This is a genomic window from Niastella caeni, assembly GCF_004834005.1.
GTDB classification, from domain to species: Bacteria; Bacteroidota; Bacteroidia; order Chitinophagales; family Chitinophagaceae; genus Niastella; species Niastella caeni.
Genome location: NZ_STFF01000005.1, coordinates 639543 through 656819 on the forward strand (window position 1 = coordinate 639543; position 17277 = coordinate 656819).

The following is a 17277-nucleotide window of genomic DNA, read 5'->3' on the forward strand; positions in this document are numbered from 1 at the left end:
AAGGTCCTGAGCGCCCTGAGCGAAACCGAAGGGTCGAAGGACAACAGCCGAATATCCTGAGCGTAGTTGAACGATTAATTTGCATTAGCGTACATTTATGGTTCAATGAAAGCAATCGTATACCGGTCAACCGGCAGTTGGTACAATATAAAAACCGAAACGGGCAAAGCTATGAGTGCCCGCATAAAAGGTGTATTCAAAATAGATGATATAACATCTACCAACCCCCTTGCGGTAGGTGATGAAGTTATTATTGAAGTAGAGAGCGAATCGGCTAATACAGCTATTATCACCGAAATTCTTCCCCGGCGCAATTACATCAACCGCCAGTCGCCATCACATAAAAAACAGCATCATATTGTAGCGGCTAATATCGATCAGTCAGTAATGTTTGCCACCCTGCGCGAACCTAAAACTTCACAGGGCTTTATCGATCGTTTCCTGGTAACCTGCGAAGCGTACCATGTGCCGGCCATTGTAGTTTTTAATAAAGCTGATGTATATAAAAATAAAGAGCTGGATAAATACGCAGCTCTAAAGGAGATGTATGCGGCCATTGGCTATCGCACAGTGCTTATGTCGGTTAAAAATAATGAAGGCGTAGAAGAAGTGCGGGCGGCTTTACAGAATAAAACCACGCTGTTAAGCGGGCATTCAGGTGTTGGTAAATCGTCATTTATTAATGCCATTTTCCCCGAACTGAAATTAAAAACGCAGGATGTAAGCGGCTGGAGCGGCAAAGGATTGCACACCACCACGTTTGCAGAGATGTTTGATCTTCCTTCGGATACCGGTGGCCGCGTCATTGACACACCGGGTATGCGCGAATTTGGACTGGTAGATATTTCAAAGCAGGAGCTGTCACATTACTTTCCCGAAATGGCCCGCCTGATCAACGATTGCCAGTTCAATAATTGTTTACACATAAACGAACCGGGCTGCGCAATAAAAGATGCGGTGGTTAATGGCAGCATCGATGAAGAACGCTACATTAGTTATTACAATATTCTTGAGTCTATTGATGAGAAGACTTATTAACTATTGAATATCGGATGTCCAATACAGAACGTCGATGTAGAGCTAACCCCGGGTTTTACTTCGATATTATATCAAATATCGTTTAGCCTTGTTGACCAGTAATTTCGTTTCAAGAAATTTGGCAACTTCTATTACTGCATCATTATCCTTGCGCGGCGCCTCTTTGAATTTGTAGGGATAAATAGAAATTCCAGTGTAAATGTTGTAATACAACGTGAGTAAGTGGCCTTTATACGTGAAATTCCACGTTAGGGTGTCAAAGTCATCCTGCTTGTTGGTAAATCTGATCTTAAGATCGTCCAGGAGAATGTTGGATACCTCGTAAAAGCGTTTCAGCCCGCAGTCATCATCAATGATGGCCTCGGTACAGCCGAAATCTGTGCGCAGAGTCAGGCTCATAAAGTACGGTTTGGGGTTATATGTATATGGTTGAACCTTGTTCAACCAGGTTATCCAGGGTATTTCTACGATCTAAATTTTCTGGCTTTTGGCACCTTTTCACCACTCAATATACGCTCTGCTCCCACATTTTTGCCATTACTGGGGCAACCATGTTTCGGACTGCACGCACTTCCACCTAAAATATAAGTTGCCATTGACGCAAAAAAAAGAAGAGTTCTGATAGATTTCATATTCCTTATTTTCAAAGCCTAAAACGCCCTTAAATCTAAAAATATTATGCCATTAATGCAATAGGTAAAACCAATTATTCGGTTACCTGATCACGAAACCAGTCGGCATACTTGATGTAGTTATTGGCAATGCGGTCAATTTCGCCCTGAATTTGCGTTACTGCTATGTCTTTCACCTTTTTAGCAGGCACGCCGGCAAAAATGGTTCCAGGCGGAACGATGGTTTCTTCCAATACCACGGCGCCCGCCGCAATGATGGAATTGCTGCCGATTTGGGCGCGGTCCATAATAATAGCGCCCATGCCAATAAGTACATTGTCTTGCACCGTACAGCCATGTACAATGGCGTTATGCCCAATAGATACGTTGTTGCCAATAATAGTTTGGGTGCGTTTATAGGTGCAGTGAATAACGGCGCCATCCTGTATATTCACTTTATTTCCCATGCGTATGCTGTTTACATCGCCCCGTACCACTGCATTGAACCAGATGCTGCAATCGTCGCCCATTTCCACATCTCCAACAATGGTAGCATTGGGGGCAATAAAGCAATTACTTCCGAATTTGGGGTAAACTCCTTCAACGTGTAAGATGACTGGCATGGCTGTTTATAGTTTATGGTTTATTGTTTGTGGTTTTTGCGGTCTCACAACAAATGTCCTGAATAAGTTCCAGGTTTCAAGTTTCAGGTTTCAAGGTCCCGATTTTTTGGGCCTGCTATCGTTTAAACACCCTGCAATTAACCCTGTAATCTGCAACCTGTAACTTGTAGCTGGTTCCCAGGAGACCGGCGCCCGGTAACTGGCACCCGGTAACTGGTCACCGGCAGTCGGCAATCGTGAAAACGTGAGTTAATTCTGTATTCCATTATCCCATTAGCAAATTATCACTTTATCACATTGTTCTAGGGCTATCTTTGCCCCTGATTATGAATAAACGAGAATTATTTCTACGGCACGTGGCGCAAACCTCTCCGGCTCCGTTGGGGTTAGATATCATAAAGGCAAAAGGGAGCATTTTGCGCGATGCTGACGGTAAAAAATACCTCGACCTCATTGCCGGTATCAGTGTGTGCAATGTTGGTCACGGGCATCCTAAAGTGGTAAAAGCCATAAAAAAGCAGGTGGATGACTATATGCATCTGCTGGTATACGGCGAAATGATTGAAACACCCCAGGTGCAATATGCCAAGTGGCTTACCGATCATTTGCCGGCTTCGCTGAATTCCGTTTATTTTACCAATTCGGGGGCCGAAGCCACCGAAGGCGCTATGAAACTGGCAAAGCGCGTTACCAATCGTACCCAGATCATCGCTTTCAATAAAAGCTATCATGGTTCTACCCAGGGCGCGCTGAGCATTATGGGCGATGAATACTGGCGGAATGCCTTTCGCCCCCTGTTGCCCGATGTGCTGCACCTGGAATATAATGCTGCAGAATCGCTGCAGGAAATTACTTCCCAAACAGCCTGTGTAATTGCCGAAACCATCCAGGCCGAACGGGGCGTATTTGCGCCTTCAGCCCAATGGATGGCTGCCCTGCAGGAAAAATGCAGGGAAACCGGCACTTTACTGATCCTCGATGAAATTCAAACCGGTTTCGGCCGAACCGGCACCTTGTGGGGGTTTGAGCAGTTTAACGTGGTGCCCGATATTGTTTTAATGGGAAAAGCATTAGGCGGCGGTATGCCTATGGGCGCTTTTATAGCAGACCAGAAAATAATGCAGGTACTTACCGAGAACCCGGTGCTGGGCCATATAACCACATTTGGGGGCCATCCTGTTTGTTGTGCGGCCGGGTTGGCTGCTTTTAAAGTGCTTTTGAAAGAAGAAATCGTGAACCTGGTAACAGATAAGGCAGCTTTATTCCATGAACTCTTACTGCACCCCCTCATAAAAGCCGTACGGGCCAATGGGCTGCTCATGGCGGTTGAATTTGACCATTTCGACATCAATAAAAAAGTAATTGATGGCTGTTTACAGCAGGGCCTGCTTACCGACTGGTTTTTATTTGCGCCTGAATGCATGCGTATTGCACCTCCCCTTACCATTACAGAAAAAGAAATAAAGAAAGCCGCCAGCACGATATTGCAGGTCTTGGATGCTGTACAGGAAGCAAAGTAGAGTAGTGCTTTCGGGTGAACCAGAGCCCAGATAAGTTACAGGTAAGGCAAAACTCGGAAACCTGGAATCCGGAAACCGGTAACTGGCAACCTGCAACCTGTAACAGGTTTGTCACCAGCCAACTTGTTAATAAACCGGTAATTAGGTTTATATCCGGCATATACCTTTAAATTTGCGCCTCACCATTATTTAATCATTTCAAAAATAGGCTATGCGTAAAATTGATCTTATTCCATTTCTGATTTTAGGTTTAGTGGCTTGTAATGATGGCCGCACAAAGGATACAGAAAATGCTGTTGATACTGCTGCAGCGGCAGCCACAACAGATACTATGCACCATCATGCTGATGCAGCCCAGGCAATTGAACCGCTGCCTGCCATCCCTGACGGCGCTAAAGTGTTTTTCGTTAACCTGAAAAATGACCAGAAAATAAAATCTCCCTTTAAAGTTGAAATGGGGGTATCGGGTATTGCATTGGATACTGCCGGTGCAATTAAACCCGCTTCTGGTCACCATCATATCTTGATCGATGCCGGCGATTCACTGACTGCTGGTACCGTAGTTCCCAAAGATTCTGCCCACCTGCATTTCGGCAATGCCCAAAAAGAAGCAGAATTGAAGTTAACTCCCGGTGAACACAAACTCACTTTGCAGTATGCCGATGGCATCCACCGTTCTTATGGCGGTAAGCTGGCGGCTTCGGTAACCGTGACCGTACAGAAATAATACAGTTTTTATAAAATATCTTGGGCTGGCATCAGTAAAATGGTGCCGGCTTTTTTTATTGCCGAAATGGAAGATAGGTTTGGGGAAAGAAGGCGAACAATAACATAATCGTTTGAGTACCCAAAAAACGGGTTAAAGTGTCTTATTTACACAAAAAGAGGGCGTTCAGAAAGGGAAATTTTGATGACTTAATTGTTAAAATATAGCAGCTCGTCTAAAAAATTATTTATTTAAAATTCTGTACAATATTTTTGACGAAGTTAAACAAGGTCTATGCAATAGCTTTGAGGGCATGACCTGCGGGGCGATTTTCTAATCGCCCTTTTTTTATGCAATGTGTAATAAATGGTCAAACAAATGGCGTACCCATTGACTGCAATCAACTATATAGTATTATTTTTTTTGTGTTTGGTACTACGGTATTCTTCAACTGTTTTAATTAGTGATAGTCGGTTATTGTTCGTAAGAAATCACCCCTGAATTTCATCGATCAATATCAGATTATTGTAGTTCTTTTCTTTGTGAAGTATCGCAAATTACACTTTACCAGGAGCCAGTTCTCTGGTTCCTGCTTTTTTTATTTTACAAGTACGCATGAATGATCATAATTGCATATTCACAAACACACCCGCACTACATCTAAATTCTTCCTTCAATTTCATAAAAAAACTTCGCCAGGAAAAAACCATAGCGAAGTTTAATATTTTTAGGAGTAATTCTCACCCCTCACCATTAACCATTAAAACTGCAATCTAAAGCTGCCAAATACCCCAAAACGTTGAGTGGCGGCTTCGGGCAGTGGTTGAGGTAATACCCGCCACACAAAATCGAATCTGAATACTTTAAAGATATTATCAACGCCAGTACCTATTTCGAGGTAGGTTTTACCATCGAGTGATTCAAATTTATAATCAGAATTGGCAGGCATATTCAAGGCCTTATTTTCCTCGCTTAAGCTTCCCCACAATCCTTTTACTTCATAAAACTGACGCCATTTTAGTTTACGGGTAAGCGGTATAAAACGGAATAACCCGGCTCCGATATTATGTTCAAAATTAAACCCGGCGTACTGGTCGTGCAGGTATTGCCAACGGTTCATTAAACTATAGGCGTATTTGTTATAGTAATAAATTTCATTGCCAGGCGCTACATCCAATAACATAAAGGGCAGCGTTCCAAAAGTTTTTCCTGCAAATACGTTGTAATATAATGTGCCATAAGGCGAGATCTTTAAATAGTCAGATACGCTTCCACTTAATTTGGTGTAATCATAGTGGCTGTTTAATACACCCGACATACCCCTTGTTAACCGTACTGAAGTGATGGGGTAGGGGCTGCCCATGGTGTACCGGTAAAAAGAGCCTTCGATGAACTTTTCGAGGTAGGCAAACCGCAACTGTATGGAGGCTTCAAACGTATTTAAAGGTTCTGTAGTGCCATTGCCACCAATGAAGAGTTCTTTGGAAGGTAAATTCAATACGGGGTTATATAATTTGCGAACGCCGCTTACCATCACTGAAAAGCCCGAATGCCATTCTTTAAAGAGATCCAACTGCATTAATTCGGTTTTCAGGAATTTTATGGGAACGCCATTCTTTCTTACCGCCAATGCAAAGATGTTATCCTGGCTTACTTCATCTAAATAATTCTGACCATAATCAATATCTTTTGAATACTTGGCAAAAATGTAGGATCGGGGGTTTCTGTTGAACAGGTACATTACATCTGCCTCATATTTGAATTGCTGGTCTTTGGTGCCATACGCTAAATAGCCATGCAGCCGGAGATTTTTGTTGAAGCCACGATTGGTGCCCATGTCCCACCGGAAACGATAACCTTCCAGCACATTAGAGAAGATCCAGTTGTACCAGGGGCCGATCTCGAAATTGCCAACATCAAGGTAGCCTGTAGCCAGAAAATTAACGGTACGTATAGCCCGTTGAAAGGCCGGTAACTTTAACAGGGTATCTATCGTTTGGTATAACTTTTTTTCGGTAACACTTAATTCTTCGTGGCGGTTCTCTATCCAGAATGAATCGGATGCGTTGTTTGCCTGAGGCGGAAAGATCGTTTCTTCAATGATCTTGTTTTTGGCCAGCTCATTGGTAACCGAAGAATCATTGACTACAATGTCTTTGTACGTAGTGGTTTTTCTACCAATAGCCGAGAGCAGTTTTTCGCCCGATAGGAGGGAAAGATCAACTACGAATTTATCCCTTATCAAAAACCAGGTGCTGTCGTTCAGCAAGCTGAATTCCTGTATCAGGCTCAGCCTGTTCACATAGTTCAGGTTAGCATCTTTACCCAGGCGCAGGTTCATTTTCTGAATGGCAAAAGTGGTATCATGTACCCAGCAATCGCCTTCAAAAGTGTTTTGCCCTTTGTGTTTGGGAATAAAGAAGAAGTGGATGAGGCGGCGGCCATTTACAAATTGCGAGTCTAATACTTTATAATTATAAAATGCATCGCCATTATCACTGATGGGGCTTACGAATTGTTTGTCAAATACAGGTATGAAGTTGCTGTAAAAGTTTACATTCTGATCTATGCCACCCAGTAATTTCGAAACGCTTTCATTGTTCACCCCCATGGTTTTGGTGCCTTTGAATACTTCGCGGCGGCGCAGGGGCGACTTCTGGTAATAATAATCCGAGATAGCTTCTGTAATATAAACCGGTAAATAAGGAATACCTTCTTCTGTTGTATCAATATTGTTCAACACAAAATTGAACTTCTTGACGAAGGGCAGGTTTTCCCATTTTTCTCTTTTTATGTTTTTAAGGTCTACTTCCAGTTTGTTGTACAATTCATAAGAGAAATTGCGGAAACGGTAGCGGTCGTTTTGCGGTTTATGTTTTACAATACGTTTCCACATGAGCAGTCCGCGGTCTATTTTCTTTTTTACAACTACTGCTTCAAATTTGCCGCGTTCCATTAAGATACTAATGTCCAGAACATTATTCTTTACTTTTTGCAATAAAAAGCTATCAATTGGCAGTTTGAAATCCTGGTATCCTACATAGGAAATAACCAGGGTATCAGTAGGCCATTCGTTAAAGCGAAAAATAAATGCTCCTGATGAATCACTGAGCTTACCTGTTTTCTGGCTTATAAACTGCATAGAGGCGAAAGGGATGCGTTCGTCACTATGAGCATCTTTGACAATTCCTTTCAGTATCCTGTTTTGTGCAATTGCGGTCTGGGTCAACAAAATGAAAAACAGGAGTTTAATCGGTCTAATAAACATTCTAATAAGGTCGGTTTGATTTCCGGCCAAAAATACAATAACACAAATAAAAGCGATTTGTTAAAAACGATAAATGGGGTTAAGACATCGGTAAAAAGCGGTTTCATCCGGCAAGATTTGGCATTACAAGCCTATAATTATCCTGAAAAAGAAGAAAAAACTGCTATAGCTATGGCTTATAATAATATTTGCAGTTTTTTGCCAGTGAATGATTAAGGAAATCTCTTTTGTATCAATTACCTGCAATTTCAATATTAAATGCGAGCATAAGGGATAGAATTGACACTTCAAATCAGAGAATCCTTGGCATCTACAAGGGTATGCCGAGCTTGACTACCGTTCTTTTTTGTGGTATTGTGAAGCAGACATGTCAGATGTTTAGCACTGGCAGGCTTGCCCTGACAGTTGCATTGGTTAAAACCTGCACTCAACCTTCCCGAAAACCATATTGTAAGGAACATTTTAAATTGGCGGATACGTAGGGTTCGCCAATAATGACATTCTAAACCTCAATATTAACAGCAATCCATTCAAACCTGGCCTTCTAATAACAAAATATATGATTCTCTCTTTATCAATTAAAATGAACAAGTGTTAGGTTGTTAATTTTTATTAAAGGCGCAAAAAGTTTGGAAATATCAAAATCTCGCGCTTACTTTGTTTTACAAAGTGCTTTTTATGGATAGCCAACATCCCCCGCTGGAAACCCTGCAGGACATTAAACGAATTATGGAACGGTCTTCACGCTTTATTTCACTAAGTGGATGGAGCGGGATCAGCGCCGGCGTATGCGCCCTGTTGGGAGCCTGGGCCGGGCACAGCCGCATTGCCAGTTATCTGCAAACAGTACGCGGAAGCAGTTATTACCGGGGTGAAACAGCTACTGTAAGCGATAGTGCAACAGCATTGATGCAAGACCTGGTCATAATTGCCGCCATTACTTTTATTACAGCGTTTATTTCAGCTTTTTTGTTTACCTGGGCCAGAAGCCGCAAAAATGGCACGCCACTGTGGGATCCTATTGTGCAACGCTTGGCCTGGAATACCATATTGCCTATGGTGATTGGCGGATTGGTTCTTGTGCGCGCTATGCAATGGGGATACTTTGAACTGGTGGCGCCTGGCTGTTTGATCTTTTACGGGCTGGCTTTAGTGAATGCATCGAAATACACATTAGGTGAAATACGATACCTGGGTTATGGTCAATTGATATTAGGTATTATTAATTTGTGGGCTATTGGTGGTGGTTTGTATTTTTGGGCTGCCGGTTTTGGTTTGTTGCATATACTGTACGGTGTCATTATGTGGTGGAAGTATGAACGTCGGCCTTAGATAATAATTTACAGCATGAAGAACCCGATTGAAAATCTTAATAAAGTTTTTGATAGCCGCATTCGCATGGGGGTCATGAGCATTCTCATTGTAAATGAGGAGGTGAGTTTTAATGACCTTAAGCAAATGTTAGATGTTACCGATGGTAACCTGGCATCGCACATGGTAAACCTGGAAGAAAATGGTTTTATTAAGGTTCATAAAGGATTTATTGGACGTAAAACAAATACAACCTATTCTATTACCAGGGCAGGGGAAAAAGCATTTAAAGATCATATTGAAGCATTGGAAAATATGATCAGGGGAATGAAGTAATTTTTTTTGTCCTTTTACTTTGAAATACAAAGTGCTTTTAATTATGCGTGACAATTATTACAAACAACTGTGGTTAACAATTAAAATATGGCTCATTGATCGGACTTACATTTTTTATGTTTCTTATTTTCTGTGCAGTTATAAGAATTGGGGCAGATAGGATCTTCCCGGTATTACTGGGCATTGCAGTATTGTCGGGCATTATTGGCATACTATCACAATACAAATCATTATTAAAATATGGCAGCGATTATGATGTGCCGGAAACTGCCGGCTATGAGCAAAATGATCCTGCATAAAAAATAAACCAACCATGAATAAAGACCTTGTAAAAGTTGTTTTGGTAACAGCTGGCGCTGTTTTATTTAACCTTGTTTTCTGGAACGAGAAACTGGCCATCAATACGGTTTTGTTCGATGCCTTTTTATTGTCAGCACTGTTCTGTTTATATCCGCAGGCCCGGCAGCATGCAACCGTTAACTGGTTATTGCTGGGGCACCTGGTTTGTTTGGCCATGGTAGTGGTGCACAATACCGAACTAAGCAAGATAGCCTTTGTAACAACCCTGTTGTTGCTGGCTGGTTTTGCCGAGTATGCGCATCGGTCGGTATGGTTTGCCGGTGGCTCTATGTTGATGAATGTGATTATGGTGGCGGCTTCTTTTGTAGAACCTATCCGGTTCAACAGAAACCGTACAATCAAGCGCGCAGGCATTAGCCGGGTAATCCGTTTTGCAGTATTCCCTATTATATTGCTGGTCGTATTCTTTTTTATTTACCAGGGCGCCAATACCGTTTTTTCCGAGATCGCAGGTCAGATAGGAATACAACTGGAACTATTTTTTAGTCACTTTTTCGATTTCTTCTCCTGGCAACGCATCCTGTTCCTGTTATTAGGATTGTTGATCACCGGTTCTATATTGCTGAAAAGCAAACTGGATTTTTTCAGTACCCGGGAAGCCCGTTTGCACGATGGGTTGCAACGATTCAGAAAAACATTGCGTCAGAAAAGGGAAGGGGCGTTCTTCCAGTTCGTTGAAGTGGTAATGGGTAAAATGGCCAGTGGTATGATGGCCTTAAAAAATGAGAACACCACCGGTATTATCAGCCTGGTATTACTGAATGTTTTATTGCTGGTAGTGAATGTCATTGATGTGAATTTCTTATGGATCCATTTTCAATACAAGGAAGGGGAACCCGTATATAAAATGGTGCACGAAGGCACAGAGTTGCTGATTGTTTCCATTGTGTTGGCTATGGCTATTTTATTGTTCTTCTTTAAAGGCAACCTCAATTTCTACAAACGGAATAAATGGTTGAAGTATGGGGCTTATGCCTGGATCATTCAAAATGCGATGTTGGTAAGCTCTGTTCTCCTGCGCGACTATTATTACATTCTTAAGCATGGCCTGGCTTATAAGAGAATAGGTGTGTTATTCTTTTTATTAATGGTGTTGGTAGGCCTGGTAACCGTGTTTTTAAAGATCTGGAACCGGAAAACCAATTACTTCCTGTTCAGGGTGAACGCATGGGCAGGTATTGTAGTACTGGTACTGGCTACTACCATTCACTGGGATGAAATGATTGCCGGATATAACCTGAAACGCAAAAATACCGTAGACCTGGATGTGTCGTTTTTGCTTTCCTTATCAGACAAGGCATTGCCTTTGCTTGATACTAATATTGTTGCCTTGCAAAAGCGCCAGAATGATTTGCACGCTGTAGCTACAGATAGGGCTGTTGTCTGCGATACCTGTTACATTGAGCAGTTAAAGCAACGGGAAATGGCATTTGCGCAAAAACAACAACAGTTGTCGTGGTTATCGTGGAATTATGCCGATGCCTATACGAAAAAGTATTTCCAAAGAAAGGGGCTGATTTCCGTAAATAAAAGCGAATAATTATGACATCAATATCAGTAGCTGTCAAAATTTGGGTAAAAACGCTATTTATTGGAGCCTTGATATTTGGAATAGGCATATTAATAAACGCAGATGGTTTTTGGGGGCTATTGGCTGGAGTAATGATTTTTGTTATTGGATTTATTGTAACGGTGCCTTTGTTAATGTTCATTTCTCCGCTGGTGAAACTCTCGGCCAGGTTACCCTATGGTAACCGGTCGAGGATGGGGTGGCTTATTTTTTGTCTTTTTGTAATGTACTTTCTTGTGTATATGTTGCTGTCATTTATTTTATCATACCGTTTCATAAATTTTGATTCAGATGAATATGGCAGGTTGATACTTGCCACATTTGTTGATCTGTTAATAGCAGTAGTAACTACACATAGATCGTTGTTTAAATTTTATGAACAGCCTTAATATTATTTGTTTTAAAAATCAAGTTTTATGAAGTCACAGGAGTTCTCTTTCCGGTCAAGAATAAAAAGCTTCCGGTTTGCGATGGAGGGCATTGGTTCTTTTTTTCAACGCGAGCATAATGCCTGGTTACATTTTATGGCAACCATCGCCGTAATTACGCTTACTGCGTTGGTAGGTGTTACCAAAAATGAGTTGCTGGCCCTGGTGTTTGCCATTGGGTTTGTTTGGGTGGCTGAAATGTTCAATACCTGTATTGAACGCGTAATGGATTTTGTTTCTGACCAGCGGCACGCCGAAATAAAGTTTATTAAAGACCTGGCTGCAGGGGCTGTATTAGTATCGGCTGTCACTGCATTGGCTGTAGGTGCTATTGTATTCATTCCTAAATTATTTTAATCATGAAATTAGCGCAGACGAAAGAGCTTGGTAAGCCAAACAATTGGTTTGGTTGGTCATTGTTCAAAACAGGCGGCAGCGAAATAGATCGCATACTGGCATGGTCTATGGCCTTTAGTGTAATCCTGGTGATGGCGCGGATCGCTTATACCGGCAAACTCACTTTTATCTTTTTGAATTGGAATCTGTTCCTGGCCTGGCTGCCATACAGAATATCTTCCTGGTTACAACAGCGGCCATCGGTTCAGGCCAACAAATGGAAATTTGCGGCTGTAGCACTTGTGTGGCTGTTGTTTATTCCTAATGCATTTTACATATTGACCGATCTCTTTCACCTGGGGGTGTACAATAACGTGCCTAACTGGTTCGATTTGACGCTTATCATTTCCTTTGCATGGAATGGTTTGTTGCTGGGTATATTGTCAGTGCGGCAAATGGAGAAAATGATACAGCCGTATTTGCCCGGAAAGCATGAATTGCTATTTATTTATCCCATCATGTGGCTGAATGCATTCGGCGTTTATATAGGTCGTTACCCAAGGTTCAATAGTTGGGATATTATTACCAACCCATTCGGGCTCGCTGCTTACATATTCAGGCTGTTGTGCCATCCCATACAGTGGAAATATGCATGGGGCATGGTTGCCTGTTTCTCGATATTTATGACCCTGGTTTACCTCGCTATAAAAAGATTGAGCAAAGCTATTCATTAACCCAGGCGCTATACCCTTCCAATATAGCGGTTGGTTTATCCACAAAAAAGGCGCTTTGTTCTCATAGCGCCTTCTAAAATTTTTCAAGCCATGATATGCAAAAGGAAAAGCCCCTGACCAGGTCGGGGGCTTTTCCTTTATATAACAATTTTATTCTCCATTATTCTCCCCCTTTAGGGGGCGGGGGGTTAGAAATCTACTCCCATGGCAAAGTGTAAATATGGTTTTCCTTTAAAGAAAACATTCATTTCCCAGGCGGCGTCTAAACGCAGGAAGTAACCCAGTAATGTGCTGCGGGCGCCGAAACCATAACCACCAACAAATGGTCCAATACCGCCGGCTTTTATCAGCACTTGTGCCGGCTCACTACCATATACCACTTGTGGACGGGATATTTTATTGTACTTGCCATTCCATGCACTGCCCAGGTCAACAAACTGAATAAGCTGGAAGTTACGCAGGAAGGCATTGTTAATAGGCTTATTGAAAAGGGTAGCAAATACCGGTAACCGGAATTCGCTGTTAATGACAACCGCATTATTGCCATTGGCTACGTTTTGCGGGAAGCCACGCATATTAACAGCCAGTGACTGAAAGGCATACGTAGGATCGTTTGGTCTGGGGTCCTGGCTGTATTTAGGGAACATCCAGCCATCAACGCCTCCCAGATAATAAACGATCTTCTGGCTACCCCAGGAGAAATCGCCTGATACCCGGCCGGCCCAGATAAAGTTGCGATAAATGGGATAGTAATAACGGCCATCGAAACCAAAATTATAGGTGAATCGTCCGGGTTTAAGACCACCAACCGATGGTTTGCTGATCTGTGCATCAAGGTCCATATACACCTTATAACGCAAACCGTTCCAGATGTTGGTTGCTTTTTGAATAGCGTCATCATGCACGTATTCAATGCGCGTTACGGCAAAGGTTTGCTTATTGATATCTGGTGTTTTTAACGTCAGCGTATCGAAGTAAGCACCGCGAACTACTACCTTATCGTTTCTGATACCGGTAGAAAGCCTGATACTGCGTACCCGGTCGAACGGATATTTGAATACTGCCTGGTACAGGTTGGTGTACGATTTACCTTCATACAGCGTTGCTGTACCACCGATGCCCTGTACATTACCCAGGTCGGTACGGCGATAATAGATCAACGAGTAATCTATTCTTTTTTTGAGGTAATCAATACGGCCATACCATTCGCCGCCGCCATCGAATAAAGATTGATTTACCGGTACAAATACACTGGCGCCGGTGTTACCTACAGAAGCGCCGGTTCCAATACCGCCTATCAATGGCAGGCGCATAGCGCCGGTGAAACGGATGTCTTCAAACAGATCGAAAACGGATGCTTTCAGCATACCGTTAAAAGCACCGCCGCTTTGCAATACGATTGGTAAGGCGCCGGTATATGGCTGATAACGGCTGATGAGGATGTCGTTATTAAATCCACCGGAGAAATTATCTACTGAAAATTTCAGCTTATAGTCAAACAGTTTAGCCTTTTTTAAGACGGGCTCTTCGCCTTTTTCTGCCGGGGCCACTACTGTTTCATTTCCCGGTGGCTGCTGTTGTGTTTGTGCAGAGTCTTTTTTCTCTTTTTCAAAACCGGTTTCAAAAATATCGCTGATCTTTCGGGCGCTGTCCTGACCAGTATTAGGCTTGTTAAACTGGATGGCTGCTCCGCTTGCCGCCTGTTCGGCTATTATGGTCTTTCGCCGGTATTCCGTTGGCCGCGGATTCAGGTTCCGTTTGCGCAGGCTGGCATCGTCTACTTTTAAACGATATAAAAATTTCAGGTTGCCTTGTTGTCTTACTTCACTTACCTGGCCCTGGTAACCGGCAATTTTAGTTTCCAGCAAAGCGCTTTGGTAATTGGTGATCGGGAACACATAAGCCGAGTCGTTGGTTACGGAGAAAGTGAATACTGAATCCGGTTCGGTTTTACCCCAGGCCCTGAGGGTAGAATCAATTTCATTTGGATCAGGGTTACGCAACACTTCATCGCCTACCAGTACAACTGTATCCAAACCTGCCCGTACCGTACTGAAGAAGCCGGCAAAGCGGTTGGAGATACCTGTTTCATCACTTACAAAGGTGAAGTGATAGGTATTGTACTGCATGGGATAACGGGCGTTGCCCCATTTCATTTTTGTTAGCTGGGTAATTTGCCTGAATTCGCTCTTGTTATAATTGTCGGCCAGGAAAATATTATAACGTTGCGAGGCCACTGCGGTATCGCCGCCTATGGTTGTGGCATCGGGGCGGTTAGATGAAAACAGGATGCCGGTCTTATTGGGGAAGGCTACAAAAGTGGGATCAAGATCGGCATATGCATCATTGGTAACCTGCTCGTACGTATCTTTTTCAATATTGTAAATGTAGATATCAGATTGTCCTTTGCGAACGGCACTTAATAACAGGGTATTGGAGTTCAGCATGAACTGCATATCCTGTATCTGTTCAAAATGCGGTATTTCCTGCTTTACACGTTTGAACCGGGCAACCATGTCATAGACGAATAAATTTACTTTTCCTTCCGACCAGTAAATACAGGCCAGGCGGGTGCCTTTGCCATCCCAGGCTAATAAAGGATAATTGGGATTGATCTCGTTCTCATTGGCGCGAACACCGGTATTTAATAAAACCTTTCTTTCGGTCATATTTTCCCACAACACTACCCGGTACTGGCCTTTGATAAATTCTACTACAGCATAGTGTTGGCTGCGGGGGGCAGGGTTCGGCGTGAAATGGATAAAGTCTTTATTGTGGGTTACTTCTTCAACGATTGAAACCGTTCCTTTAGGAATATCGCGGCGGCCACGAAGATCTTTTTCATACATTTCTGTTCTTTCGAGCATGAAATCTTTCAGCACTTCTTTAAATTTCTTTTTAGCGATCCGTTGGGAAGCACTGTTGAGGTTGCGGTAAACCCGGGAGAGGTATAAAAAGTAGGTAACGTTCTCTTTTTTATATTTCTCAGCCATGTAATGCCAGAAAGCATGGCCGGCCAGCAATGGCTTTTCGTAAGCGAAATGGTAAAAATTCTTGTATTCTCCCGACAAAAGGGCAAGCTTCAGCTCATTGTCGTATTCTGGGCTCCAATCTTCCGCTACGTAATCAATATACCCATCAACCAGCCATTTGGGCAGGTCGAGCAAAGCCTGGTTAGTTGCAAATTCACCCAGGTCATCGCCAAACAGGATATTATCTACCAGTATGCGGGCAATACCCTGGCGTATTTGTTTGCGTAATTTAGAATGGTCGCCGTCGAAGTACACCACCATTTTGTTATTCACCAGTTTGGTAATACCACCGGTGGTTTGCCAGTCGAGGCTAAGTCCAATGTTCGATTGGCGTAATTCATCAAAATTATTATATATAACGATGTTGGCGCGGCGTTGCAGGCCATACTCAACAAACTGTTCCAGGCCGGGCAACTCGCTTTCGGCCACCTGTGCTACATAGTTGGCAATGGTTTTACCATTTTCATAGAAATAAGTATTGAAATTGGTAGTTTGGTAATATTCCCATTTGAATTTACGGTACTGAACCCGGTTCTTTCCAAACTCCACAGTATTCACCTGGGCGAATAGTACGGTTGGCAGCAACATGGCTAGTAAAAGGAAAAAGGAAGAAAATACTTTTGTCTTTGGCTGAATCTGTTGAAATTGCATAGCCTGTCTTTAAATGTTTTAAAGTTAAAACAATCCATAATACCGCGAAAATCAATTATAACAAGGTACGAGTATGCTTACAGTGACATCTTTTACATTTAGTCCGGTTCAGGAGAATACGTATGTGGTGTATAACGAATCGGGCGAATGCTGCATTATCGATCCCGGCTGCTATTTCGGTAATGAACGCAATGAATTGAAAGAATTTATACAAACTTCCGGCCTAACGCCTAAATATTTGTTAAATACCCATTGTCATTTAGACCACGTATTCGGAAACAAATTCATCCATGATACCTGGAATCTAACCCTTCACCTGCACGAAAAAGAAAAGCCGGTACTGGAATATGCTCCAACGTTTTCCTTATCGTGGGGGCTGCCTTTTGATAATTACAAAGGCGACCTATTATTTTTACGCGAAGGTGACACCATACCGTTGGGTACCGATGCATTACAGGTATTATTTACTCCCGGGCATTCGCCCGGACATATTTGTTTTTATTGTCAGGCGCAGCAGTTCGTTATTGGTGGCGATGTGTTATTTCGCGAAAGCATCGGCCGTACCGACCTGCCTGGTGGAAACTTCGAAACCCTTATTGCCAGCATCCGCAACCAGCTGTTTGTTTTGCCCGATGATACCGTGGTTTTTTCCGGCCATGGCCCGCAAACCACCATCGGCCATGAAAAGCTGCATAACCCGTTTTTAAAAGGTTATTAACTGGATCTAGAGGATAAGATGGCAAGGTGCCTTTG

General features: G+C 42.7%; 15 protein-coding genes. 11 read left to right on the forward strand and 4 right to left on the reverse strand.

The window, feature by feature from the left end:
* Positions 1–105 precede the first annotated feature (105 nt).
* Positions 106–1038, forward strand: coding sequence for a ribosome small subunit-dependent GTPase A (rsgA, locus tag FAM09_RS20315; protein ID WP_136578966.1), 933 nt, complete (start codon positions 106–108; stop codon positions 1036–1038).
* A 66-nt stretch (positions 1039–1104) separates the two neighbouring features.
* Here rsgA and FAM09_RS20320 read toward each other — a convergent pair whose 3' ends face one another.
* On the reverse strand, positions 1105–1437 hold the full coding sequence (locus FAM09_RS20320; RefSeq protein ID WP_136578967.1) for a DUF3630 family protein: 333 nt from the start codon (positions 1435–1437) through the stop codon (positions 1105–1107).
* Positions 1438–1744: 307 nt separating this feature from the next.
* Positions 1745–2272 carry a gamma carbonic anhydrase family protein gene (locus FAM09_RS20325; RefSeq protein ID WP_136578968.1) on the reverse strand — a complete coding sequence of 176 codons (528 nt, stop codon included), beginning with the start codon at positions 2270–2272 and terminating at the stop codon, positions 1745–1747.
* A gap of 326 nt (positions 2273–2598) precedes the next feature.
* Here FAM09_RS20325 and FAM09_RS20330 point away from each other — a divergent pair, with 326 nt between their 5' ends.
* Positions 2599–3792: an aspartate aminotransferase family protein gene (locus FAM09_RS20330; protein WP_136578969.1), complete on the forward strand. Its 1194-nt coding sequence runs from the start codon at positions 2599–2601 to the stop codon at positions 3790–3792.
* A gap of 211 nt (positions 3793–4003) precedes the next feature.
* Positions 4004–4519, forward strand: a complete 516-nt coding sequence (locus tag FAM09_RS20335; protein WP_136578970.1) for a DUF4399 domain-containing protein — start codon at positions 4004–4006, stop codon at positions 4517–4519.
* A 739-nt stretch (positions 4520–5258) separates the two neighbouring features.
* Here FAM09_RS20335 and FAM09_RS20340 read toward each other — a convergent pair.
* The gene (locus tag FAM09_RS20340) at positions 5259–7766 is read right to left on the reverse strand and encodes a DUF5686 family protein (protein WP_136578971.1); all 2508 of its coding nucleotides are present in this window, start codon (positions 7764–7766) and stop codon (positions 5259–5261) included.
* Positions 7767–7823: 57 nt separating this feature from the next.
* Between FAM09_RS20340 and FAM09_RS30770 the strand changes: the two genes are divergently transcribed.
* From FAM09_RS30770 to FAM09_RS20370, 7 genes are all read left to right on the forward strand, one after another.
* Entirely contained in the window at positions 7824–7982 is a 159-nt protein-coding gene (locus tag FAM09_RS30770; RefSeq protein ID WP_153825467.1) for a hypothetical protein, read from the forward strand.
* A 462-nt stretch (positions 7983–8444) separates the two neighbouring features.
* Complete coding sequence (locus FAM09_RS20345) at positions 8445–9098, forward strand: hypothetical protein (RefSeq protein ID WP_243751729.1); 654 nt, start codon at positions 8445–8447, stop codon at positions 9096–9098.
* 15 nt (positions 9099–9113) lie between these two features.
* A complete protein-coding gene (locus FAM09_RS20350; protein ID WP_136578973.1) occupies positions 9114–9413 on the forward strand; it encodes a winged helix-turn-helix domain-containing protein in 300 nt (99 codons plus the stop codon).
* 116 nt (positions 9414–9529) lie between these two features.
* On the forward strand, positions 9530–9712 hold the full coding sequence (locus FAM09_RS20355) for a hypothetical protein (RefSeq protein ID WP_136578974.1): 183 nt from the start codon (positions 9530–9532) through the stop codon (positions 9710–9712).
* 14 nt (positions 9713–9726) lie between these two features.
* The gene (locus tag FAM09_RS20360) at positions 9727–11313 is read left to right on the forward strand and encodes a DUF4153 domain-containing protein (RefSeq protein WP_136578975.1); all 1587 of its coding nucleotides are present in this window, start codon (positions 9727–9729) and stop codon (positions 11311–11313) included.
* 446 nt (positions 11314–11759) lie between these two features.
* Positions 11760–12128, forward strand: coding sequence for a diacylglycerol kinase (locus FAM09_RS20365; RefSeq protein WP_136578976.1), 369 nt, complete (start codon positions 11760–11762; stop codon positions 12126–12128).
* 2 nt (positions 12129–12130) lie between these two features.
* Entirely contained in the window at positions 12131–12841 is a 711-nt protein-coding gene (locus tag FAM09_RS20370) for a DUF1361 domain-containing protein (protein WP_136578977.1), read from the forward strand.
* Positions 12842–13029: 188 nt separating this feature from the next.
* On the opposite strand, the gene FAM09_RS20375 is transcribed toward FAM09_RS20370, so the two are convergent.
* The gene (locus tag FAM09_RS20375; RefSeq protein WP_136578978.1) at positions 13030–16524 is read right to left on the reverse strand and encodes a hypothetical protein; all 3495 of its coding nucleotides are present in this window, start codon (positions 16522–16524) and stop codon (positions 13030–13032) included.
* A 73-nt stretch (positions 16525–16597) separates the two neighbouring features.
* Here FAM09_RS20375 and FAM09_RS20380 point away from each other — a divergent pair, with 73 nt between their 5' ends.
* On the forward strand, positions 16598–17242 hold the full coding sequence (locus tag FAM09_RS20380; RefSeq protein WP_136578979.1) for an MBL fold metallo-hydrolase: 645 nt from the start codon (positions 16598–16600) through the stop codon (positions 17240–17242).
* Positions 17243–17277 lie beyond the last annotated feature (35 nt).